This is a genomic window from Nocardioides salsibiostraticola (assembly GCF_054783655.1).
The window spans coordinates 192,329-213,854 of the sequence record NZ_BAAGQD010000026.1 but is presented as its reverse complement, the minus strand read 5'-3'; the positions used below and the strand labels follow the sequence as shown (position 1 = coordinate 213,854).

At 66.0% G+C, this 21,526-nt stretch carries 20 protein-coding genes and 2 tRNA genes; 9 read left to right on the top strand and 13 right to left on the bottom strand.

From position 1 onward, the window contains the following. Positions 1–71: 71 nt before the first annotated feature. Positions 72–896 (top strand): helix-turn-helix domain-containing GNAT family N-acetyltransferase, encoded by an 825-nt coding sequence (locus tag ACYVLV_RS15545; protein WP_460811316.1) that lies wholly within the window; start codon positions 72–74, stop codon positions 894–896. 131 nt (positions 897–1,027) lie between these two features. On the opposite strand, the gene ACYVLV_RS15540 is transcribed toward ACYVLV_RS15545, so the two are convergent. The 11 genes from ACYVLV_RS15540 to dnaA all read right to left on the bottom strand — a co-directional run bounded on the left by ACYVLV_RS15540 (position 1,028) and on the right by dnaA (position 13,309). Then, positions 1,028–1,103, bottom strand: a tRNA-Ala gene (locus tag ACYVLV_RS15540). Positions 1,104–1,201: 98 nt separating this feature from the next. Continuing rightward, positions 1,202–1,327, bottom strand: a complete 126-nt coding sequence (locus tag ACYVLV_RS15535) for a DLW-39 family protein (RefSeq protein ID WP_460811315.1) — start codon at positions 1,325–1,327, stop codon at positions 1,202–1,204. 59 nt (positions 1,328–1,386) lie between these two features. Next, positions 1,387–1,460, bottom strand: a tRNA-Ile gene (locus ACYVLV_RS15530). A 66-nt stretch (positions 1,461–1,526) separates the two neighbouring features. Beyond that, positions 1,527–2,111 carry a DUF3566 domain-containing protein gene (locus ACYVLV_RS15525; protein ID WP_460811314.1) on the bottom strand — a complete coding sequence of 195 codons (585 nt, stop codon included), beginning with the start codon at positions 2,109–2,111 and terminating at the stop codon, positions 1,527–1,529. A 128-nt stretch (positions 2,112–2,239) separates the two neighbouring features. Then, on the bottom strand, positions 2,240–4,918 hold the full coding sequence (gyrA, locus tag ACYVLV_RS15520; protein WP_460812226.1) for a DNA gyrase subunit A: 2,679 nt from the start codon (positions 4,916–4,918) through the stop codon (positions 2,240–2,242). A gap of 240 nt (positions 4,919–5,158) precedes the next feature. After that, positions 5,159–7,240 (bottom strand): DNA topoisomerase (ATP-hydrolyzing) subunit B, encoded by a 2,082-nt coding sequence (gyrB, locus tag ACYVLV_RS15515; protein ID WP_460811313.1) that lies wholly within the window; start codon positions 7,238–7,240, stop codon positions 5,159–5,161. A gap of 271 nt (positions 7,241–7,511) precedes the next feature. Continuing rightward, positions 7,512–8,093: a DciA family protein gene (locus ACYVLV_RS15510; RefSeq protein WP_460811312.1), complete on the bottom strand. Its 582-nt coding sequence runs from the start codon at positions 8,091–8,093 to the stop codon at positions 7,512–7,514. Beyond that, positions 8,086–9,231, bottom strand: a complete 1,146-nt coding sequence (recF, locus tag ACYVLV_RS15505; protein WP_460811311.1) for a DNA replication/repair protein RecF — start codon at positions 9,229–9,231, stop codon at positions 8,086–8,088. Before recF ends, ACYVLV_RS15510 begins: the two co-directional genes overlap by 8 nt. A gap of 25 nt (positions 9,232–9,256) precedes the next feature. After that, on the bottom strand, positions 9,257–10,165 hold the full coding sequence (gene gnd, locus ACYVLV_RS15500; protein ID WP_460811310.1) for a phosphogluconate dehydrogenase (NAD(+)-dependent, decarboxylating): 909 nt from the start codon (positions 10,163–10,165) through the stop codon (positions 9,257–9,259). 44 nt (positions 10,166–10,209) lie between these two features. After that, positions 10,210–11,346, bottom strand: coding sequence for a DNA polymerase III subunit beta (gene dnaN, locus ACYVLV_RS15495; protein ID WP_460811309.1), 1,137 nt, complete (start codon positions 11,344–11,346; stop codon positions 10,210–10,212). A gap of 523 nt (positions 11,347–11,869) precedes the next feature. Further along, positions 11,870–13,309: a chromosomal replication initiator protein DnaA gene (gene dnaA, locus ACYVLV_RS15490; protein ID WP_460812224.1), complete on the bottom strand. Its 1,440-nt coding sequence runs from the start codon at positions 13,307–13,309 to the stop codon at positions 11,870–11,872. A gap of 617 nt (positions 13,310–13,926) precedes the next feature. Here dnaA and rpmH point away from each other — a divergent pair. The 8 genes from rpmH to ACYVLV_RS15450 all read left to right on the top strand — a co-directional run bounded on the left by rpmH (position 13,927) and on the right by ACYVLV_RS15450 (position 19,216). Next, entirely contained in the window at positions 13,927–14,064 is a 138-nt protein-coding gene (gene rpmH, locus ACYVLV_RS15485; protein WP_460811308.1) for a 50S ribosomal protein L34, read from the top strand. A 34-nt stretch (positions 14,065–14,098) separates the two neighbouring features. Continuing rightward, complete coding sequence (gene rnpA, locus ACYVLV_RS15480) at positions 14,099–14,458, top strand: ribonuclease P protein component (RefSeq protein WP_460811307.1); 360 nt, start codon at positions 14,099–14,101, stop codon at positions 14,456–14,458. Then, complete coding sequence (yidD, locus tag ACYVLV_RS15475; RefSeq protein ID WP_460811306.1) at positions 14,397–14,714, top strand: membrane protein insertion efficiency factor YidD; 318 nt, start codon at positions 14,397–14,399, stop codon at positions 14,712–14,714. The genes rnpA and yidD overlap by 62 nt, the downstream gene beginning before the upstream one ends. A gap of 4 nt (positions 14,715–14,718) precedes the next feature. Next, the gene (gene yidC, locus ACYVLV_RS15470) at positions 14,719–15,849 is read left to right on the top strand and encodes a membrane protein insertase YidC (protein ID WP_460811305.1); all 1,131 of its coding nucleotides are present in this window, start codon (positions 14,719–14,721) and stop codon (positions 15,847–15,849) included. Beyond that, complete coding sequence (locus ACYVLV_RS15465; RefSeq protein WP_460811304.1) at positions 15,846–16,397, top strand: Jag family protein; 552 nt, start codon at positions 15,846–15,848, stop codon at positions 16,395–16,397. Before yidC ends, ACYVLV_RS15465 begins: the two co-directional genes overlap by 4 nt. Beyond that, complete coding sequence (rsmG, locus tag ACYVLV_RS15460; protein WP_460811303.1) at positions 16,315–17,175, top strand: 16S rRNA (guanine(527)-N(7))-methyltransferase RsmG; 861 nt, start codon at positions 16,315–16,317, stop codon at positions 17,173–17,175. Before ACYVLV_RS15465 ends, rsmG begins: the two co-directional genes overlap by 83 nt. 110 nt (positions 17,176–17,285) lie before the next feature. Continuing rightward, a complete protein-coding gene (locus ACYVLV_RS15455; protein ID WP_460811302.1) occupies positions 17,286–18,221 on the top strand; it encodes a ParA family protein in 936 nt (311 codons plus the stop codon). After that, a complete protein-coding gene (locus tag ACYVLV_RS15450; protein ID WP_460811301.1) occupies positions 18,218–19,216 on the top strand; it encodes a ParB/RepB/Spo0J family partition protein in 999 nt (332 codons plus the stop codon). Before ACYVLV_RS15455 ends, ACYVLV_RS15450 begins: the two co-directional genes overlap by 4 nt. 158 nt (positions 19,217–19,374) lie before the next feature. Here ACYVLV_RS15450 and ACYVLV_RS15445 read toward each other — a convergent pair whose 3' ends face one another. Both ACYVLV_RS15445 and ACYVLV_RS15440 read right to left on the bottom strand, forming a co-directional pair. After that, positions 19,375–20,169: a lysophospholipid acyltransferase family protein gene (locus ACYVLV_RS15445; protein ID WP_460811300.1), complete on the bottom strand. Its 795-nt coding sequence runs from the start codon at positions 20,167–20,169 to the stop codon at positions 19,375–19,377. Positions 20,170–20,205: 36 nt separating this feature from the next. Continuing rightward, a complete protein-coding gene (locus ACYVLV_RS15440; protein WP_460811299.1) occupies positions 20,206–21,420 on the bottom strand; it encodes a pyridoxal phosphate-dependent aminotransferase in 1,215 nt (404 codons plus the stop codon). Positions 21,421–21,526: the final 106 nt, after the last annotated feature.

Sequence of the window (21,526 nt, the reverse complement as noted above, 5' to 3'; positions counted from 1 at the left end):
TATTCATCGAAGTAGGTCGATGAATAGACTGTATCGATGTCGGTCGATGAATACAAGGTAGGGTTCCTCAGGTGAGCACAAGTCCTACGTTGAGCCAGTCCGATGCGGAGAACTACGCCGAGTGGTTCGCCGTGCTGGCCGACCCGACCCGGGTGCGGTTGCTGCACGCCGTGTCCACGTCTCCTTCAGGTTCGGTGAAGGTAGGCGATCTGGCCAAGACGCTGGGGATCAGTCAGTCCACCTGCTCCCACCACGTCGAGTTGCTCCGCAGATCCGACTTCGTCGCGGTGGACAGGGTCGGCACCTCGAGCCTGGTGTCGGTCAACGCGGCCTGCTGCACCGGTCTGCCCCACGCCGCGGACGTGGTGATGGGCACCCTCGCCTCCGTGCCGTGCTGCCCCGAGGACCTGCCGACCGACGTGACCACCCGCGAGGTGACCGACGCGGATCTACCCACGATCCTGGCGATCTACGCCGAAGGCCTAGCCACGAGGAACGCTACCTTCGAGACGCAGGTGCCGACAGCGGAGGTGCTGCGCGCCAAGTGGCTGCCCGGGTTGGCCTGGGTCGCCACCGTCGACGACGAGGTCGTCGGCTGGACCGCGGTCATGCCGACCTCGACGCGCGAGTGTTACGCCGGCGTGGGTGAGACCTCGGTGTACGTCGCCGGGTCGGCCCAGGGACGTGGGGTCGGCAAGGCCTTGCTGCACCGGCAGGTCAACGAGGCCGATGCCGCGGGCATGTGGACGCTGCAGACCTCGATCTTCCCGGAGAACCGCGCCAGCCTGGCCCTGCACCACTCCGCCGGCTACCGCACGCTCGCCGTACGCACCCGTATCGCCCAGCTCGACGGCGTCTGGCGCGACACCGTCTTCCTCGAGCGCCGCGCCACCTGACACGAAGTCCGGCAAATGGCCCACCGAGGTGCGGCAAATGGCCCCGCTTGAACGAGTCAGAGACCCGTCGAAGGGCCAGTTGACGGCTTTCGAGGGGCCATTTGGCGAACTTCGCGGGCGGGTTCAGATGGTGGTGGAGCCTAGGAGATTCGAACTCCTGACATCTGCCTTGCAAAGGCAGCGCTCTACCAGCTGAGCTAAGGCCCCGTGAGGGTCAATATTCGGTTGTGGGGATCAAGGTTCCGTGGTCTCGACCAGCTCAACCAGCGGCTGGCGCTGGTTTCCACAGGGGCGACCAGCAGGTTTCAGGCGCGGTCGACGGTGTCGGTCGCCTCGGCCCACAGGGCCTGCTCTGCCTTGCCCTCTTGGACCTTCTTGTTCGCGAAGGCCGCGCCGACGCCGGCGAGTAGAACGAGGATGATCTTCTTCATCGTGGCTCCAACTGTGATCCATCGTGCTGCGGACAGGCAATCGATCTGAGAAATCGGGGTGGGCCTAACAGGACTTGAACCTGTGACCTCTTCCTTATCAGGGAAGCGCTCTAACCGCCTGAGCTATAGGCCCGCATCGGCAACTGCCAGCGGCGAACGTTACCCCACCGCTGGGAAGCCCTCATAATCTGGGTGGTGCTCAGTGCTGATCTTCGGCGAGGGTGACCTCGATGCCGCCCAGGAGCGCGGCGGCCATGTTGTAAAGGAAGGCACCCAACGTGGCGATCGCGGTCAGCAGTACGACGTTGACGGCGGCCACCAGCATGGTGAATCCGAGGACCCGGGAGGTCCCGACGTAGTTCTCCACGTCGAGGTCGGAGGTGCCAGGACCGCCGATGCTCTCCTGCACGGTCTGGTTGATCGAGTCCCACACACCCGCTGCACCGAGCACCGACCAGACCATGCCGACCGCCACCACGGTGACGATGCCGAACGCGATCGCGAGGAGGAAGGAGGTCTTCATGACCGACCAGGGATCGATACGGGTCAGTCGCAGGCGCGCCCGACGAGGTCCGCGGGGCGCCGACTTAGCGGCTTCAGCCTTGCGGTCCGCCGCTGCCCCGGTGACCCGCTCGGTGACCGAGCTGGTGGCTTCGGCGGCCTGGTTGAGCTTGGCCTGGATCCGCTCGGCGAGGCCTGGGCGTACGGCGGTGTCACCCGTGTCGGAGTCGTCCCCCGAGCGGGTTGCCGTGCCTGGGTTCGACTGGCCGGAACTCTCCGCCATCAGTCCTCAATCTCTCCGCAAGTCCTCGCCGCGGCCGGATCACTGTCCCCGGACCCGCGGTGTCCGCAGGGTGCAGACCCCCCGATTGTGACATCCGGGACCATATCCGACCATTCCGAGTCCGTCGCTCAGTCCTCGTCGTCGCTCTCGGGCGCCGCTTCGGTGGGCTCGTCAGACGCTTCCTCCGACGTCACATCGGCGGTCCCGGCCTCCATTTCATCCACAGGTCCGTCCACGGGTCCGTCCACAGGTGCATCAACGGCCGTTTCGTCCGTCGTACCCTCCGGGTTCTCCTCATCGACCTCGCGCGCCTCGACCGAGCGAGCCACGACGACCACGACGTCGTTCTTCTTCGGCGACACGAACTTCACGCCCATCGTGGAGCGTCCGGTGGCCCGGAACTGGTCGTTGATCGGGCTGCGCACGACCTGGCCCGCCTGGGTGATCGACATGACCTCGTCTCCCTCCTCGACGATGAAGCCACCGACCAGGACGCCACGGTCCTCGTTGGCCAGCGCCATGGTCTTGATCCCGAGCCCGCCACGGGACTGCAGGCGGTAGTCATCGATCCGGCTGCGCTTGGCGAAGCCCCCGTCGGTCATGGTGAACACGAACTGGGGACGCACCTCCTCGACCGCGGCCGCGGTGGGCTCGACCTCGGGGGTGTCCTCGGTGATCTCCGAGAGGCCTGCGGCCGCTTCGGCCGCGACCTGCTGGGCCCGGATGACCGACATCGACAGCAGGGCGTCGTCGTTGCGGAACTTCATACCGGAGACGCCTGAGGTCGCGCGACCCATGGGACGCAGCTGTGTGTCGTCGGCCCGGAACCGGATCGCCTGGCCCTTGCGCGAGACCAACAAGATGTCGTCCTCGGCGTAGACCAGCTCAGCGCCGATCAGGACGTCGTCGTCCTCACGGAAGTTGATCGCGATGACGCCGGCCTGACGCGGGCTGTTGTAGTCCCCGAGTCGGGTCTTCTTCACCAGCCCACTGCGCGTGGCCAACACGAGGTATGGCGCCTGCTCGTAGTCGCGGATCGCCAACACCTGGGCGATCGACTCGTCGGGCTGGAAGCTCAGCAACCCGGCGACGTGACCGCCCTTGGCGTCACGCGAGGCCTCGGGGAGGTTGTAGGCCTTGGTCCGGTAGACCCGACCAGCCGTGGTGAAGAACAGCAACCAGTGGTGGTTCGAGGTCGCGATGAAGTGCTCCACGACATCGTCACCGCGCAGGGTCGCTCCACGCACTCCCTTGCCGCCCCGCTTCTGGGTGCGGTACTGGTCGGCACGGGTCCGCTTGGCGTAGCCACCGCGGGTGATCGAGACGACCAGGTCCTCATCGGGGATGAGGTCCTCCATCGACAGGTCACCATCGGCGGCGATGATCTGGGTACGCCGCTCGTTGCCGTACTTCTCGACGATCTCGTTGAGTTCTTCGGCCACGATCCGACGCTGGCGGCTCATGTTCGCGAGGATGTCCTCGAGGTCGGCGATCTCCAGCTCGATCTCTGCCAACTGGTCGACGATCTTCTGGCGCTCCAGGGCGGCCAGGCGGCGCAGTTGCATGTCGAGGATCGCGTTGGCCTGGATCTCGTCGATCTCGAGCATCTCGATCAGACCCCGGCGGGCGTCGTCCACCTCGGGCGAGCGACGGATCAGGGCGATCACGTCATCGAGGGCGTCGAGGGCCTTGACCAGACCGCGCAGGACGTGGGCCCGCTTCTCGGCCTCGGACAGTCGGTAACGCGTCCGACGCTGGATGACGTCGATCTGGTGCTCGACCCAGTGGCTGATGAACTGGTCGATGGTCAGGGTGCGCGGCACCCCGTCGACCAGGGCCAGCATGTTGGCGGAGAAGTTGGTCTGCAGCTCGGTGTGCTTGAGCAGGTTGTTCAGCACCACCCGAGCGACCGAATCGCGCTTGAGTACGACGACCAGGCGCTGACCCGTGCGCGAGGAGGTGTCGTCACGGACGTCCGAGATCCCTTGGACCCGGCCGGAGTCCGCCAGTTCGGCGATCTTGAGCGCGAGGTTGTCGGGGTTGACCATGTAGGGAAGCTCGGTGATGACGAGCATGGTGCGGCCCTTGGAGTCCTCATCGATCTCGATGACCGCGCGCTGGGTCACCGAACCGCGACCGGTGCGGTAGGTCTGCTCGATGCCCTGGCGGCCCACGATCAGCGCGGCGTTGGGGAAGTCGGGTCCCTTGATCCGTTCGATGAGCGCTTCCTGCAACTCCTCGCGGGTCGCGTCGGGGTGCTCCAGCGCCCACAGGGCGCCGTCGGCGACCTCGCGCAGGTTGTGCGGCGGGATCGAGGTGGCCATCCCGACCGCGATGCCGGCCGAGCCGTTGACCAGCAGGTTCGGGAAGCGGGCCGGAAGGATCAGCGGCTCCTCGGACCGACCGTCGTAGTTGGGTCCGAAGTCGACGGTGTCCTCGGTGATGTCGCGGACCATCTCCATGGCCAACGGCGCCATCCGGCACTCGGTGTATCGCATGGCCGCAGCCGGGTCGTTGCCCGGCGAGCCGAAGTTTCCCTGACCGTTGATCAGCGGGGCCCGCATGACCCACGGCTGCGCGAGACGCACCAGGGTGTCGTAGATCGCGGTGTCGCCGTGCGGGTGGTACTGACCCATCACGTCACCCACGACGCGCGAACACTTCGAGAAGCCGCGGTCGGGACGGTAGCCACCGTCGTACATCGCGTAGAGCACGCGCCGGTGCACCGGCTTGAGGCCGTCGCGCACCTCGGGCAGTGCCCGACCGACGATGACCGCCATCGCGTAGTCGATGTAGGACCGCTTCATCGACTCGCGCAGGTCGATCGGCTCGATCCGACCGCCGGGGCCGGGTCCGTCGCCGCCGTCGCCGTCGCCGCCGCTAATCAGGTTCCCGGTGGACTCAGTCACGTGGGCTGCTCACTCTCGTTGCTTCTACGGTTATCTAAGAATTTGGGTAGAGAATTGAATAGTGGTCTCGACGAACTCGATGGCCGGTGGTTTCGAGGCTCAGGCCTGGCAGCCTTCGCACCTCAACCGGCGGCCGGGCTAGATATCGAGGAACCGAACGTCCTTGGCGTTGCGCTGGATGAAGGAGCGTCGCTGCTCCACGTCCTCACCCATCAGGGTCGAGAAGATCTCGTCGGCCTGAGCCGCGTCCTCCAACGTCACCTGAAGCAGGATCCGCTGCTGGGAATCCATCGTGGTCTCCCACAGCTCGTCGGCATTCATCTCACCGAGACCCTTGTAGCGCTGGACCGGGTTCTCCTTCGGCAACTTCTTGCCGTTGGCCAGACCGTCGGCCTGCAACGCGGTGCGCTCGGAGTCCGAGTAGACGAACTCGTGCTCGTGCGGCTTGTTCCACCGCAACCGGTAAAGCGGAGGCTGGGCCATGTAGACGAAGCCGTGCTCGATGAGCGGCTTCATGAACCGGAACAGCAGCGTCAGCAGGAGTGTGTTGATGTGGTGGCCGTCGACGTCGGCGTCAGCCATCAGCACGACCTTGTGGTAGCGCAGCTTGTCCAGGGTGAACTCCTCCTGGATGCCGGTTCCGAGCGCGGAGATGATCGCCTGGACCTCGGTGTTGGCCAGCACCCGGTCGATCCGCGCCTTCTCGACGTTGAGGATCTTTCCCCGGATCGGCAAGATGGCCTGGGTCCTGGGGTCGCGACCCTGCTTGGCCGAACCGCCCGCGGAGTCACCCTCGACGATGAACACCTCGCACTCGGCCGGGTTGGTCGACTGGCAGTCCGCGAGCTTGCCGGGCAGCCCACCGCCGCCGAGCAGACCCTTGCGGGACCGGGCCAGGTCACGAGCCTTGCGGGCCGCGATCCGAGCCGACGCGGCCGCCTGGGACTTGCGCACGATGTCGCGGCCCTCGGCCGGGTTCGCCGCGAACCACGCGTCGAGTTCGTCCTTGACGACCCGCTGGGTGAAGCCCTTGGCCTCGGAGTTACCGAGCTTGGTCTTCGTCTGTCCCTCGAACTGCGGCTCGGCCAACTTGATCGAGATGATCGCGGTCAGACCCTCACGGATGTCGTCACCGGAGACCCGGTCCTCGGGCTTCTTCATCAGGCCCCACTCGAGACCCCAGGTGTTCACCAACCCGGTCAACGCCGAACGGAACCCCTCCTCGTGCGTGCCGCCCTCGTGGGTGTTGATGGTGTTCGCGAAGGTGTGCACTGACTCCGAGAAGGTGGTGTTCCACTGCATCGCGATCTCGAGGCTCATGTGGTGCTCGACGCTCTCGGCGGTCTCGGCCTCGAAGGAGATGATCGTCGGGTTGGCTGCCTGCTTGGTGCGGTTCAGGTGCTCGACGTAGTCGACCAGGCCGCGTTCGTACTTGAAGATCTGCTCCAGGCCACCGGTCTCGACCTTCGCGATGTCATCGGGGTGCGAGGCATCGATGTCGTTGGCCACGGTCTCGTCCTCGACCGCGTCGGCGATCTCGTCGGCCGCGGCACGCTCATCGCGTACGACGATCTCGAGGCCCTTGTTCAGGAAGGCCATCTCCCGGATTCGTGAGGTGATGGTGTCCAGGGAGTAGCGGGTGGTCTCGAAGATCTCTTCGGAGGCGTAGTAGGTGATCGTGGTGCCGGTCCGCTCCCCGGCCTCCATCGGCCGCACCTGCTCCAGGGGCCCGTCGGGCACCCCGATGCTGAAGGTCTGGCGCCACTCGTTTCCGCGGTTGCGCACCTCGGCGATCACCTGGCTCGACAGCGCGTTGACCACGGAGATGCCGACGCCGTGTAGACCACCGGAGACCTTGTAGCCGCTGCCGCCGAACTTTCCTCCCGCGTGGAGCAGGGTCAGGGCCATCGTCAGAGCGGGCAGTTCCTGTCCGGGCGCGGTGTCGGTGGGGATGCCGCGTCCGTTGTCCTGGACCCGAATGCCGCCGTCTGCCTGGAGGGTGAGGATGATCCGGTCGCAGTAGCCGGCCAGCGCCTCGTCGACCGCGTTGTCCACGACCTCCCAGATCAGGTGGTGCAGTCCGCGCTCGGAGGTCGATCCGATGTACATACCGGGGCGTTTGCGGACCGCCTCGAGACCCTCGAGGACCTGGATCGCGGAGGCGTCGTAATCGCCGTTGCTGTCCCGCTGGATCGATTCGGACACGTTGTCGTCGCTCACGCGGGGGTTCCTCTTCACAGTTCGGGATCAGGCCACCAAAGAGCCGCTGGGTGAGCCCGAAGGAGTTCACCGACGAGTTCACCAGCGGCAGAACCCCATGATAGCCCGCCTAGGGGCTAGGGGCACGTATCTATCCACAGGAGGAGGAGACAATTTGTGCGCGATGGTGCCTAGGAGGGCTCTCAAGGCCACTACGAGCGCTGCGCAGGCCCGGATCTGGGGGCCCATACGTTCGAGGTCCTCCTGGTTCGCCTGTTCGATGGCCCGTCGATCACCCGTAGGTGTCGCGTGGACCGCGTCCGTCCCGGGCCGAGAGTCGTCCCTTCTTCCACGTCGGACCCTCCGGTCCCAGCACCTCGATCACCGTCACGGTCCCGTCGCCCAGGTCGGCGTTGAGGCGGCGTACGACGTCGGGGGCAAGCAGTTTGAGTTGAGTGGCCCAAGCCGTGGAGCTCGTGCGCACCACCAGTCGACCGTCGGCGAAGGACTCCGGAGTGGTGTGGGTGGCGATCTGGTCACCGACGAGCTCAGCCCACCGGGCGAACACGCCACGGACCCGGAGGTCCAGGGCCCAGCCCCGGTCATCGATGAGCCGGGCCACCTCGCCGTCGAGCATCTGCGGGTCCCGGTCGTCGGGGTGGGCGCCTGAGGATCGACCCGGTCGCCGCATCGAGTTGTCCGCCCCTTCGCGGGACTTGTAGCGACGCCGTGCGGCCGGGGTCGTTCCAGCCGTGGCCCTGGTCAGGGCTCGCGCCAGATCCAGGCCGTCGTCAGTGGCCGGCTCGGACGACCCCGATTGATCGGCCGGGGTCGGTGGGTTCGGCGTGGTGGGGTCCGGCTCGTCCTCACTCATGGACAACCGTGCCCTCTCGGACCAGGAAGCGATCACCAGCGAGGACCTCGGGCACGTCCGCACCGACCGCCGCGGTCACCAGGACCTGTTCGGCATCGGCCACCAGCGCGGCCAACTGTTCGCGCCGCTCGGTGTCGAGTTCAGCGAAGACGTCGTCGAGGATGAGGATCGGGTCGTCGCCGTCGCTGCGCAGCAAATCGTAGGAGGCGAGCTTGAGCGCCAGTGCGAAGGACCAACTCTCCCCGTGGGAGGCGTACCCCTTCACCGGCATCCGAGCCTCGGGGGGTCCGCCCAGGGTCATGACCAGTTCGTCGCGGTGTGGGCCGACCAGCGACACCCCTCGATCGAGTTCGTCGGATCGCCGACGTCCCACCTCGGCCAGCAGGGCCTCCTCGAGGTCGCTGCGCGACAGCGGCCCCGGGGGCAGCTCGAAGGAGCACCGGTAGGAGATCGCCGCATCGTCTCGCGTCGCCCCCCTGGCCACCGTCGTGTACGCCGTCGCGAGGTAGGGAGCCAGCTCGTCGACCAAGCGGCGCCGCTCGTCGAGCAACTCCGCTCCCACCCGGGCCAGGTTGGCGTCCCAGACCTCGAGGGTGGACAACGCGCTGTCCTGACTGGCTCCACGCCGGTGACCCGCGGTCTTGAGCAGGGAGTTGCGCTGCCGCAGGATCCGGTCGTAATCGGAACGGACGCCGGCCAACCGGGGCGCGCGCAGGATCAACAGGTCATCGAGGAACCTTCGACGGTCCGAGGGATCGCCTTTGATCAGGGTCAGGTCGTCAGGGGAGAAGATCACCGTCCGCACCAGACCCATGATCTCGCGCACCCGCGGCAATGTCGACTTATTGATTCGTCCCTTATTCGACTTTCCGGGGTTGATCTCCACCTCGAGGATCGCGGTCCGCTCGTCCTTGACCACCGCGGCACGCACCACGGCCTGCGGGCACCCGGCCCGGACCAGGGGGGTGTCGCTGGCTACGCGGTGGGAGGAGAGCCGCGAGAGGAAGTCGATGGCTTCCACGAGGTTGGTCTTGCCCTGGCCGTTGCGTCCGATGAACGCCGTCACCCCAGGGGAGAGCGGCAGGTCGAGACTGGAATAGGACCGGAAGTCGTAGAGGCTCAGGTGCGAGACGTGCACGTCAGGGCTCCGGACTCACGAGGGGTCACTGGGAGGAGGCCTCGCCACCGGGAGGCGGGTCGGTGTGCACCGCGTGGCCACCGAACTGGTTGCGCATGGCGGCGATCGCCTTCATGGCCGGACTGTCGTCCTGGCGCGAGGTGAAGCGGGCGAACAGTGAAGCGGCGATGACGTTCATCGGGACGGCGTGGTCGATCGCGGCCTGCACGGTCCAGCGCCCTTCTCCGGAGTCATCGGCGTACCCCCGCAACTCGTCGAGGTGGGTGTCCTCCTCCAGGGCGGCGACCAGGAGATCCAGCAACCAGGAACGGATCACCGTTCCTTCGCGCCAGGAGTCGAAAACCTCCACGACATTCTCGACCAGGTCGACCTTCTCGAGGAGCTCGAAGCCCTCGGCGTAGGACTGCATGATCGCGTATTCGATGCCGTTGTGAACCATCTTCGCGAAGTGCCCGGCGCCCGGCTTGCGGCCCGCGTGGACGAAGCCGGAATCACCCTCGGGGCGCAGCGCGTCGAAGGCCGGTTGGGCCTTCGCCACATCGGCGTCGCTGCCGCCACACATCAGGGCGTAGCCGTTCTGCAGACCCCAGACGCCACCAGAGACGCCACAGTCGACGAAGCCGACGCCCTGTTCGGCCAGGGTCGCGGCGTGCTCCTGATCATCGGTGTACTTGGAGTTGCCGCCGTCAACGACGGTGTCGCCCTCGTCGAGGTGATCGGCCAGGGCCGCGATGGTCTCGGCGGTCGGAGCCCCGGCCGGGACCATCACCCACACGACGCGTGGAGCCGACAGCGTCGAGCACAGCTCGGCCAGGTCTGCGACGTCGGAGAGCTTCGGGTCGCGGTCGTAGCCGACGACGGTCAGGCCCTTCTCGCGCATCCGGGTGCGCATGTTGCCACCCATCTTCCCGAGTCCGATGAGGCCGATCTCCATGGGCGTTCCCTTCGTGTGCGCGGGGTGGCTGGACAGCGAACCGGTCAGCTCAGGAGGCGACGCGGCATCAACAGGTAGCGGAATCCGGTGTCGGCGCCGTCGTTCGAGACGCCGCTGATGACCACGGGCTTGGCGGCCTGGGTGAAGGCGAGTTCGACGACGGATTCATCGATGGCGGTCAGTCCGTCGAGGAGGAACTGGGGGTTGAAGCCGGTGGTGATGTCGTCACCGGTGATTTCCGCGGAGATCGACTCCGAGGCCTGCGCCTCGTCGCCGGAGCCAGCGTCGAGGGTCAGCAGCCCGTTTCCGAAAGCCAACTGAACCGCTGAGTTGCGGTCGGCGACCAGGGACACGCGCTTGACCGATTCGATGAGCTCGGCCTTCTCGACCCTCGCGGTGGTGAGTTTCTCGCCCGGGAAGAGGCTGCGGACCTTGGGGAACTCACCGTCCAGGAGGCGGGTGGTGGTGCGGCGTACGCCGCCGGCTGCTTTGCCCTCGAAACCGATGATGCCCTCACCGGTCCCGGAGTTGGACAACGCAATGCTGATCTCGGACCCACCGGTCAGAGCCTTGGCGGTGTCGGCGAGCACCTTTGCGGGAACCAGCGCGGCCACGGACTCGTCCGGGGAGTTGGGGTCCCAGGTCAGTTCGCGGTGCGAGAGCCGGAAACGGTCGGTCGCCAGCAGCGAGATGGAGGATCCGTCGATCTCGATCCGGACACCGGTGAGCACCGGGAGCATGTCGTCGCGGCCGGCGGCGGTGACCGCTTGGGCGACCGAGTGGCTGAAGACGTCACTGGGCACGGTGCCGGTGGCGGTGGGCATCGCCGGGATCGCGGGGTAGTCCTCCACGGCCATGGTCTGCAGGGTGAACCGTGCGGAACCACAGGTCAGGGTCACCCGGACGCCGTCAAGGGTGAGCTCCACCGGCTTGGCCGGCAGACTCCGACAGATGTCGGCGAGGAGTCGACCACTGACCAGGGCTCGTCCCTCGTCGCTGACCTCCGCCGAGAGCGTGGCTCGTGCCGAGGTCTCGTAGTCGAAGGTCGACAGCACCAGGCCCTCGTCGCTGGCATCGATCAGGAGGCCGGCCAGGACCGGGGCGCTGGGTCGGACCGGGAGGCTACGAGCCGCCCAGGCGACAGCGTCGGCGAAAACATCGCGTTCGACTCGGAACTTCACGGTGTCGATCCTTCACAAGGGTCTGGGAGTTCCCGCTGTTGCGGGAGAGGGCTGATACCGGCCGGGGCCGTGGGGATTGCATCTTGCCATGCGTTGGGTCGGTGATGTCAGAGGGCGGAATGACAAGAGGTTGGTGACGGGCTGACAAGGGTTCGGCTTGGACGGTGTTGCGGGGCGCTGTGAGCGGCTCGGCCCGGGGTTCATCCACAGGCGGAGGCCCGAGAAGAGTTTGGCGAATGACCCGTTGATGAGAGGTCCGGAGTAGTCGTAGGAGCTGTGCACTTTGTGGAGAACTGTCGTCCGCGCAGGTGGCGGGGCGTGGCGTCCTCCACAGGGGGTGTGCAGGGAGTGTGCAGTTGCGGTCGGTCGCTGTGGAGGAAAGCTGGGTTGTGCGAAGAACAAGGTCGGGACTGCACAGATCCTCCCCATGTAGTTCGTACCCGGGGGACGGCGCGTTCCACAGGGAGGATCTGCTCTGCGGACCGCCAGTTCATGTGATGGGCGGTCCGCAGGTTCGGCACTTTCAGGATTGGCGGGCCTGGAGCTTGACGCGGTTGGTCAACTCACTGACCTGGTTGAAGACCGCCCGCCGTTCGGCGAGGAGCTGGTTGATCTTCCGGTCGGCGTACATCACCGTGGTGTGGTCACGGTTGCCGAACTGGGCGCCGATCTTCGGCAGGGACAGGGCGGTGAGCTCGCGGCATAGATACATCGCGATCTGACGGGCCATGACCAGGTGGCGTCCGCGACTGGGCCCGGTGAGCTCCTCGATGGACAGTCCGAAGTACGCCGCGGTCTGGGCGATGATCAACGGAGCGGTGATCTCGGGCTCGCCGCCCTCGGGGATCAGGTCCTTCAGCACGATCTCGGCCAGCGTCATGTCGACCTCCTGGCGGTTGAGGTTCGCGAACGCGGTCACCCGGATCAAGGCCCCCTCCAGCTCGCGGATGTTCGTCTGGATCTTGGAGGCGATGAACTCGAGCACGTCCGGGGGCGCGGTCAGCCGGTCCATGGCGGCCTTCTTGCGCAGGATCGCGATGCGGGTCTCGAGGTCGGGGGCCTGGACGTCGGTGATCAGGCCCCATTCGAAGCGGTTGCGCAACCGGTCCTCGAGCGCCTCGAGTCGCTTGGGCGCCCGGTCGGAGGTCAGCACGATCTGCTTGTTCGCGTTGTGCAGCGTGTTGAAGGTGTGGAAGAACTCCTCCTGGGTCTGGGTCTTGCCCTCGAGGAACTGGATGTCGTCGATGAGGAGTACGTCGACATCGCGGTAGCGCCGCTTGAAACGATCCTGGCGGTCGTCCCGGATGGCGTTGATGAACTCGTTGGTGAATTCCTCGCTGGAGACGTAGCGCACCTTCGCCCCGTTGTAGAGGCTGCGAACGTAGTGACCGATCGCGTGCAGGAGGTGGGTCTTGCCCAGTCCGGAGTCCCCGTAGATCAGCAACGGGTTGTAGGCCTTGCCGGGGGCCTCAGCCACAGCCACGGCGGCGGCGTGCGGGAATCGGTTCGAGGAGCCGATGACGAAGGTCTCGAAGCTGTACTTCGGGTTCAGCCGGGTCTCCATTGCGGTGGACCGAGCCGATTCTTGGGTCTCTGCCGCGGGGGCCTCATGGATGGGCGGGAGGTGGTGCACGTTATTTGTCGACTTGTCGACGAATCGATCAGTCGATGATTCGTTGTTCGTCTGGGCGCTGTTGGTGTGGGCCTCCAGAGCCGGGTTCACGGCCACCACGATGCGGATCTCTCGGGCGTAGGCCTCGGTGAGGCCGTCCTCGAGTTGGTTGCGCAGACGTCCCTCGACCTGGGAGCGGGTGAAGTCGTTGGGGACGGCGATGATTGCGCTGCTCTCGTGCAGGGTCATCGGCTCGCAGTGATGCAGCCACGCCTGCTGATGCGGCTGGAGATCTGAAACCAGCGAATGCCATGCCTCGACCAGGTCGGGTTCTGGTGCTGGTGGGTTCATCGGGGGGTTGGCGGGCCCCTGGGTGGTGTCGTCTTCGTCATGGGCCATGGGGGTCGCCCGCCCTTCTGTCCTGGTGTCGAGTCTTTGTCGTGGGATCTGTTTCCACAGACTTATCCACAGGATGTGTATCAATCGTCGTACCGAGGGGCACCCGGAGAACCTGGTGGCTTCTTCAACCCCGCTCCGCCGTCATATCCGCAGGTCAGAGAGGTTCGAGGACAGCATTTTCGGTGTCGTGTCGAGGGCCTGTGATCCAGGACCCGGTGCCTGCGGGGGAGTGGCGACTGTGGAAACCTAACCCCGTAGGGAGGTCTCCGGCAAGAGTTCATCCACAGGCTGACCGGCGCGCGGTCGCGAAGGCTCCCGCTCTCGATGAGGTCGGTTTGACCCCGTGGAATCCCAACGCGTACCGTTCATTGGTCATCGGTCGTCGACCGGTGCCGCAGGCTCACGGGTGGTCCCAGGACATGGGGCTCACCGTGGGGCGGCGGTGCCAGCCGAATCCGGGTGGGTCCCGCGCGCAGAACGGCGGGATGAAACCCAGCGATTTCGGGCACCATTGCCTGTTCCGTACGGACCAGCCAAGGTCACCAACAGCATCAATCGAGAGGCACGTCGTGAGCAAGAGAACGTATCAGCCGAACAACCGTCGCCGGCACAAGGTGCACGGCTTCCGTCTGCGCATGCGGACCCGCGCGGGCCGCACGGTGCTGTCGAACCGACGTCGCAAGGGCCGCAAGAACCTAGCCGTCTGACGCTGGGCAAACGCCTCGTGTCCGGGACCTGAGGATGCTTCCTCGCGACCACCGCCTGACGCACCCCGCGGACTTTTCCACGGCGGTGCGCGGTGGTACCCGTGCGTCCTCACGCCATGTGGTCCTCCACGCTCGCTGGAGCAACGAGGCCGCCGGTTCCACCGGCGACCCCGGAGGGACTCCCCGAGTCGGGTTTGTGGTGAGTAAGGCCGTGGGGGATGCGGTGACTCGCAACCAGGTCAAGCGGCGACTGCGACACCTGATGGCCGACCGGATGGATCAGCTCCCTCCGGCGGCCCTGGTGGTCGTTCGCGCTCTACCTGCCTCATCCGGTGCTGACTCCGCGGAACTCGGCGTCGGCCTGGATCGTTGTCTGGCTCGGGTCCTGCGTTGAGGACGGTGTCGTGAAGTACCTGCTTATCGGGGTGTTACGCCTCTATCGTGCGGTGATCAGTCCGCTCTACGGCCAAGTGTGCCGGTACTACCCCACATGTTCGGCCTACGCTCTCGAGGCGGTGCAGGTGCACGGAAGCGTGCGAGGTAGTTGGTTGGCGGCTCGTCGTGTGGGTCGCTGCCACCCCTGGGCCGAAGGCGGAGTCGATCACGTACCGCCCGTGAAATCTTCTGTATCCACCCAACAAGGAGCCTGAATTCATGGGAATCTTCGGCGACATCGGCGGCTTCATCATGACGCCGCTCTACTACGTCATCTCCGCCATCATGCTCGGTTGGCACGAGATCTGGACGTTGGTGGGACTGGACCCCGAGGGCGGTCTGTCCTGGGTGTTGTCCATCGTCGGACTGACCCTGGTGATCCGCACAGCGCTGATCCCGCTGTTCGTGAAGCAGATCAAGTCCAGTCGCAACATGCAGTTGATCCAGCCCAAGGTCAAGGAACTGCAGAAGAAGTACGGCCACGACCGGCAGAAGCTGGCCGAAGAGACGATGAAGCTCTACAAGGATGCGGGCACCAACCCGTTCGCCTCCTGCTTGCCGATCCTGCTGCAGATGCCGATCTTCTTCGCCCTGTTCCGGCTCATCGACTTCGCCGCGAAGAATCAAGAGGGACGAGGGTTCCTCACCGACGCCAAGGCCGTGGAGTTCGGCCAGGCGGAACTGTTCGGGCAGATCCCGATCAAGGAAACCTTTCTGCAGTCGGGTCCGTGGACCTCAGGTGGCGCCGACATCGGCGTGATGCTGCTCTCTGCCGTGCTGGTTCTGGCCATGACCGCCACCACGTTCATCACCCAGCGTCAGTTGATGAGCAAGAACATGCCGGCCGACGCGATGACCGGCCAGTACGCCCAGCAGCAGAAGATCCTGCTCTACGTCCTGCCCGTGGCCTTCGGTCTCGGTGGTGTGTACTTCCCGATCGCGGTGTTGATGTACTGGACGACCTCTAACCTGTGGACGATGGGTCAGCAGTTCTACGTGATTCGGAACAACCCGGCTCCCGGCACACCGGCCTTCGACGCCAAGCGTCAGCGTGACCTGAAGAAGGGCATCGGCGTCGCCGATGACGAGGGCACCGGCGGAGTGGCCACCCTCGTCGAGGAGGAGCAGCGTCCCGTCCAGCGTCAGCAGCCCAAGCGTCAGACGAAGGCGCAACGCAAGCAGTCCGCGGCCAAGGCGCAACCCCAGACCCCGTCCCAGTCGCCCTCCGAGACGCCGGGCACCGGCGCGGAGCCGTCGCCGACTAAACCCGTCGATCGCGGATCGACCCAAGCCAAGGGGCCGGCATACGGCCCGCCGATCAAGAAGAAGAAGCAGGGTGGCAAGAAATGAGTTCTGACGTGGATCAGGTCGAAGAGACTCCGGAAGCCGAGCAGACCGAGGAAGCCACCGAGCCCACCACGGGATCGAGCAGCAACCGCCTCACGTTGCTCGAGCGCGAGGGCGACATCGCTGCGGACTACCTCGAAGAGTTGCTGGACATCGCCGATCTTGATGGTGACCTCGACATGGACGTCGAAGGCGATCGTGCTGCCGTTTCGATCGTGGGCGAGAACCTCGGCCAGTTGGTTGGTTCTGACGGGCAGGTCCTAGAAGCCCTTCAGGAGCTGACCCGTCTCGCGGTGTACCGCGAAACCGGTGAGCGTTCACGTCTGATGCTCGACGTGGGCGGCCACCGCGCCCAGCGTCGCGAAGAGCTGGAAGCCCTGGCCGCGGATGTGGTCGCTCGGGTGCGGGAGTCCGGTGAGCGCGAGTCCCTCACCGCGATGTCGCCCTTCGAACGCAAGGTCGTGCACGATGCCGTGGCGGGGGCGGGTCTGGTCTCGGAATCCGAGGGGACCGAGCCTCGCCGCTTCGTCGTCGTCCTGCCGGCGGAGTAGTGGTGTTTCACGTGAAACTGCCCCGGTTGGGTCACGCGTGACGACCCGTTCACCTGGCGAAGTGCCCCCCGTTCCGGATTCGGTGCGGGGGGTCTTCACTTCCCCAGGTCTTGAAATGGCGCAGGAGTACGTCGGGTGGTTGGCCGATGCGGGAGTCGTGCGGGGTCTGATCGGGCCTCGTGAGACGCCCCGCCTCTGGAGCCGACACGTATTGAACTGTGCGCTACCGGCTCACCTGCTGCCCGAGTCCGGAACGGTGTGTGATGTCGGCTCCGGTGCTGGTCTCCCGGGTCTGGTGCTGGCGATCCTGCGACCCGATCTCGAGTTCACGTTGTTGGAGCCCTTGTTACGCCGAACCAATTTTCTCGACGAAGTGGTCGCTGACCTGGGTCTGAGCAATGTGGAGGTGTTACGCGGGCGCGCCGAGGAGTTCCATGGCACGCGTACCTTCGACGTCGTCTGTTCGCGCGCGGTTGCTCCCCTGGACCGACTGGTGGGGTGGTGCCTCCCCCTCTGCTCCCCCCTGGGTGAGGTGCTGGCCCTGAAAGGATCGAGTGCCGCTGAGGAGGTCGCTGAACATAGGGAGCACCTCCAAAAGTTGTCGGCCGGCACCCCTACGGTGGAGCAACTGATCCCCGCCGATGGTTCGGAGTCCACTTTCGTCGTCAGAATTCCCTGGGGAGACCCCAGCCGAGTATCTTTGCCACGCGGCCCCGGGTCCTCCCCCGCCAGTCGGCCGCGAACCTCTAGCAAGCGGAAGTCGAGGCGTTCCCAGTGAGCGATAGCGTCCCGCAGGACACCCCCACGGGGGTCAGCGAGACCGATCCGGCCTCTGTTTCACGTGAAACAGACGGCTCTCCTTCGGTTTCACGTGAAACCGAGTTCGTCGTGCGCACCGCGGCCGACCTGGCCGAGGGCCCGGAGTTCGACGACAACCTGACGCCTCTGGCCCGGGCGGCCCAGCACAGCTTGCTGGCCCGTCAGGCTACGACCGCCCGGCCCTCGGTGACCCGGCCGGAGGCCACCCGGATCTTCGTAGTGGCCAACCAGAAGGGCGGGGTAGGCAAGACCACCTCGACCGTCAACGTCGCCGCCGGCCTGGCTCAACTGGGCCAACGGGTCCTGGTCATCGACCTGGACCCGCAGGGCAACGCCTCGACCGCGCTGGCCGTGGATCACCACCGGGGGGTGCCGTCCACCTACGACATGTTGGTTGATGGGGTCCCCCTCCAGGACGTCATCTCGGCCTGTCCAGATATCCCCAACCTGGACGTCGTACCAGCCACCATCGATCTGGCCGGCGCGGAGATCGAACTGGTGAGCCTGGTGGCGCGGGAGAACCGGTTGAAGCGCGCCTTGTCTGCTCACCCGGGCATCGGGACCCAGGCGGAATCGGGAGAAGACCGGTACGACTACGTCTTCGTGGACTGTCCCCCGTCGCTAGGTCTGTTGACGCTCAACGCCTTGGTGGCCGGTGACGAGATGATGATCCCGATCCAGGCGGAGTACTACGCCCTCGAAGGACTCGGTCAGCTGATCGAGACCGTCGAGATGGTGCGGGCTCACCTCAACCCCACACTCAGCGTGTCCACGATCCTGGTGACGATGTACGACGCCCGCACCCGCCTCGCGGCCGGCGTCGCTCAGGAGGTGCGCGACCACTTCGGTGCGCAGGTGCTGAAAACCTCGATCCCGCGATCGGTGCGCGTCTCCGAGGCGCCGTCGTACGCCCAGACCGTGATGACCTACGACCCGGGCTCCCCCGGGGCCCTGAGTTACTTCGAAGCCGCGCGAGAGATCGCCACGAGGGGAACCACACGATGAGCGATTCACGTCAGCAGCGCCGAGGACTGGGTCGGGGTCTGGGGTCGTTGATTCCGACCGAGGCGCCCGGTACTCCCGGGTCGTCCGGTCCGAGTGCCGGGCCCACGGCCAGCGAATCGAACGGATCCGGAGCGGTCCCCCAGCAGGGACCCTCGGCTGCGGTGGTCGAGAACGCTATCCCCTCTGGTGCCTACTTCGCCGAGCTACCGATCGAGGAGATCGTTCCGAACCGGGTGCAGCCCCGCCAGGTCTTCGAGGAGGAGGCGCTGGCCGAGCTGGTTCACTCCATCACCGAGATCGGGCTCCTCCAGCCCATCGTGGTGCGCAAGCGGGATCAGGGCTACGAGTTGGTCATGGGGGAGCGTCGCTGGCGCGCCTCCCAGGTGGCGGGCCTCAGCGTCATCCCGGCGATCGTGCGTCAGACCGACGACGAGGACATGCTGCGCGACGCCCTGCTCGAGAACCTGCACCGCGCTCAGCTCAACCCGCTCGAGGAGGCGGCTGCCTACGGTCAGTTGCTGGAGGACTTCGGCTGCACCCACGAAGAACTCGCCTCGCGGATCGGTCGGTCCCGCCCGCAGATCAGCAACACACTGCGCTTGCTGCGCCTGACTCCGGCGGTGCAACGCCGAGTCGCGGCGGGCGTCCTGTCCGCAGGTCACGCGCGGGCACTTCTGGCGATCGATGACGCCGAGATCCAGGACCGGATGGCTCAGCGGATCGTCGCCGAGGGGATTTCCGTCCGCGGAATCGAGGAGATCGTTGCTGTCGGCGGCCTGGAGAAGGGTGAGGAGGCTCGGGTCAAGCGACGCAAGCCCACAGCCCCAGGGCTCGCTGACCTGGCCGAACGTCTCTCCGACCGCCTCGAGACCCGGGTGAAGGTGGATCTGGGTCAACGCAAGGGCAAGGTCACCATCGAGTTCGCCTCGCTGGATGACCTCCGCCGCATCGTGGACGTGATCGACCCGAGAAATCGAACCGACAAGCCGATCTAGTTACTAGTCCATAGGTCGCTTTGTCGATATAGCGCTAACGCGCTGGTTGAGGTGTGAGCGCAGCGAGCCTCGAAACCAAGCCCTGGTTCCCGTGTGGGCCGGGGGTCTCGAGGCTCCTCGCTGGCGCTCGTCACACCTCAACCACCGGCGGCGAGGGTTCAGCCCTTGGCCCTGCGGGCGGCTCGCTTGGCGGCTCGTTCGCGCTTCTCCTCGGCGTCGAGGCGCTCGGCCTCCTCCAACGTCGGGGCCGAACCACCGTGACGGGCCGGCAACCACCAGGATCCGGGAGGCTGCTCCTCCGGGGGATACTCCGCGATCGCCTCATCGAGCAACACCGACATGCGCGCCTTCAGCTCCGCGGTCTCGGCGACCGGGTCCTCACCGGTGGGATACAGGGGTTCACCGACCTTGATCACGATCGTCTTCCCGCGGGAGAAGTCCTTGTCGTGGTCCTTGGTCAGCATCCGCTGGGTTCCCCAGAGGATCACCGGCACCAGGGGGACCCCCGCGTCGGCCGCGATTCGCACTGCGCCGGTCTTGAACTCCTTGAGCTCCATGGCCCGCGAGATGGTGGCCTCGGGGAAGATCCCGACCGCCTCACCCTTCTTCAGGTAGTCCACCGCTGTGGCGTACGACGCCAGCCCAGCACCCCGGTCGACCTCGATGTGGTGCAGGGAGCGCATCAGCGGTCCACCGAACTTGTTGTCGAAGATCTCGCGCTTGGCCATGAAGCGCACCAGGCGACCCGAGGGGTTGGCGGCCAGTCCGCCGTAGACGAAGTCGACGTACCCGATGTGGTTGACCGCGAGCATCACCCCACCCTTGCGCGGAACGTGCTCGGCGCCGCTCATCCGGAAGGTCTGCCCCAGGGCGCGAAACAGGGTCTTGGCCGTCAGGATGATCGGTGGATAGGTGAGGTCGAGCAACGGGGACTCCTCGGACGCGGCGGACACGGGGTGGTTCCGCGAAGCGTACGACGTGCGAGGCCCCTAGCGCTGGGTGGCGAGAAAGTCCGAGATGCGGCCGATGGCCTCGGTGAGCATGTCCACGTCCGGAAGCGTGACGAGCCGGAAGTGGTCGGGCTTGGGCCAGTTGAAGCCCGAACCGTGGGTGACCAGCAACTTCTTGGCCCGGAGCAGCTCGATGACGAAGGCCTGGTCGTCCTCGATGGGGTAAACCTCGGGGTCCAGGCGCGGGAAGCAGTACAGCGCCCCCTGGGGTTTGACCGAGCTGACGCCGGGGATCTCGTTGAGCAGCCGGTCGGCGAGCATGCTCTGCTCGTAGAACCGACCGCCGGGCCCGATGAACTCCTCGATCGACTGATACCCACCCAGAGCGGTCTGGATCGCGTGCTGGGCGGGCACATTGGCGCACATGCGCATGTTGGCGACCAGGGTCAGTCCCTCCAAGAAGTCCTGGGCGACCTCCTTGGGCCCGGAGATCATCACCCAGCCTGCCCGGTAGCCGCACACGCGATAGGCCTTGGACAGCCCGCTGAAGGTCAGGCACAGGACGTCGGAGCCGGCCTCCTTGGCGGCGTGGTGATGCACCGCGTCCTCGAAGAGGATCTTCTCGTAGATCTCGTCGGCGAACACGACCAACTCGTGCCGGCGGGCGATGTCGATGAGACCGGCGACGATCTCCTTGCTGTAGACCGCGCCGGTGGGGTTGTTCGGGTTGATGATGACCAGGGCCTGGGTCTGCTCGGTGATCTTGGCTTCGATGTCGGCCAGATCCGGGTTCCAGCCGTTGGCCTCGTCGCACAGGTAGTGCACCGGCGTACCGCCCGAGAGCGTGACCGCCCCGGTCCACAACGGGTAGTCGGGGGCCGGGATGAGGATCTCGTTGCCGTCGTCGATGAACGCCTGCAGCACCATCGAGATGAGTTCGGAGACGCCGTTGCCGATGAAGACGTCCTCGACCTCGACATCCCGCAGACCGCACTGCTGGTAGTACTGCGCCACCGCCGTCCGCGCTGAGTAGATGCCGCGGGAGTCGCTGTAGCCCTGGGAGTCGGCCAGGTGATGGCGTACATCGGCCAGGATGGCCTCCGGCGCCTCGAACCCGAAGGGTGCGGGGTTCCCGATGTTCAGTTTCAGGATCCGGTGACCCTCCGCCTCCAATCGCTGGGCCTCGACGAGGATGGGTCCCCGCACGTCGTAGCGGACATTGAGGAGCTTGCGGCTCTGACGGATCTGGCGCACGCGGTCATCCTCGCAGGTCACCGGTCGGTGACGCGCCCGGGTTTAGGCATACCAACACCAACGGCCGCACCCTCGACGCGAACGTCGGGGATGCGGCCGGGTGATT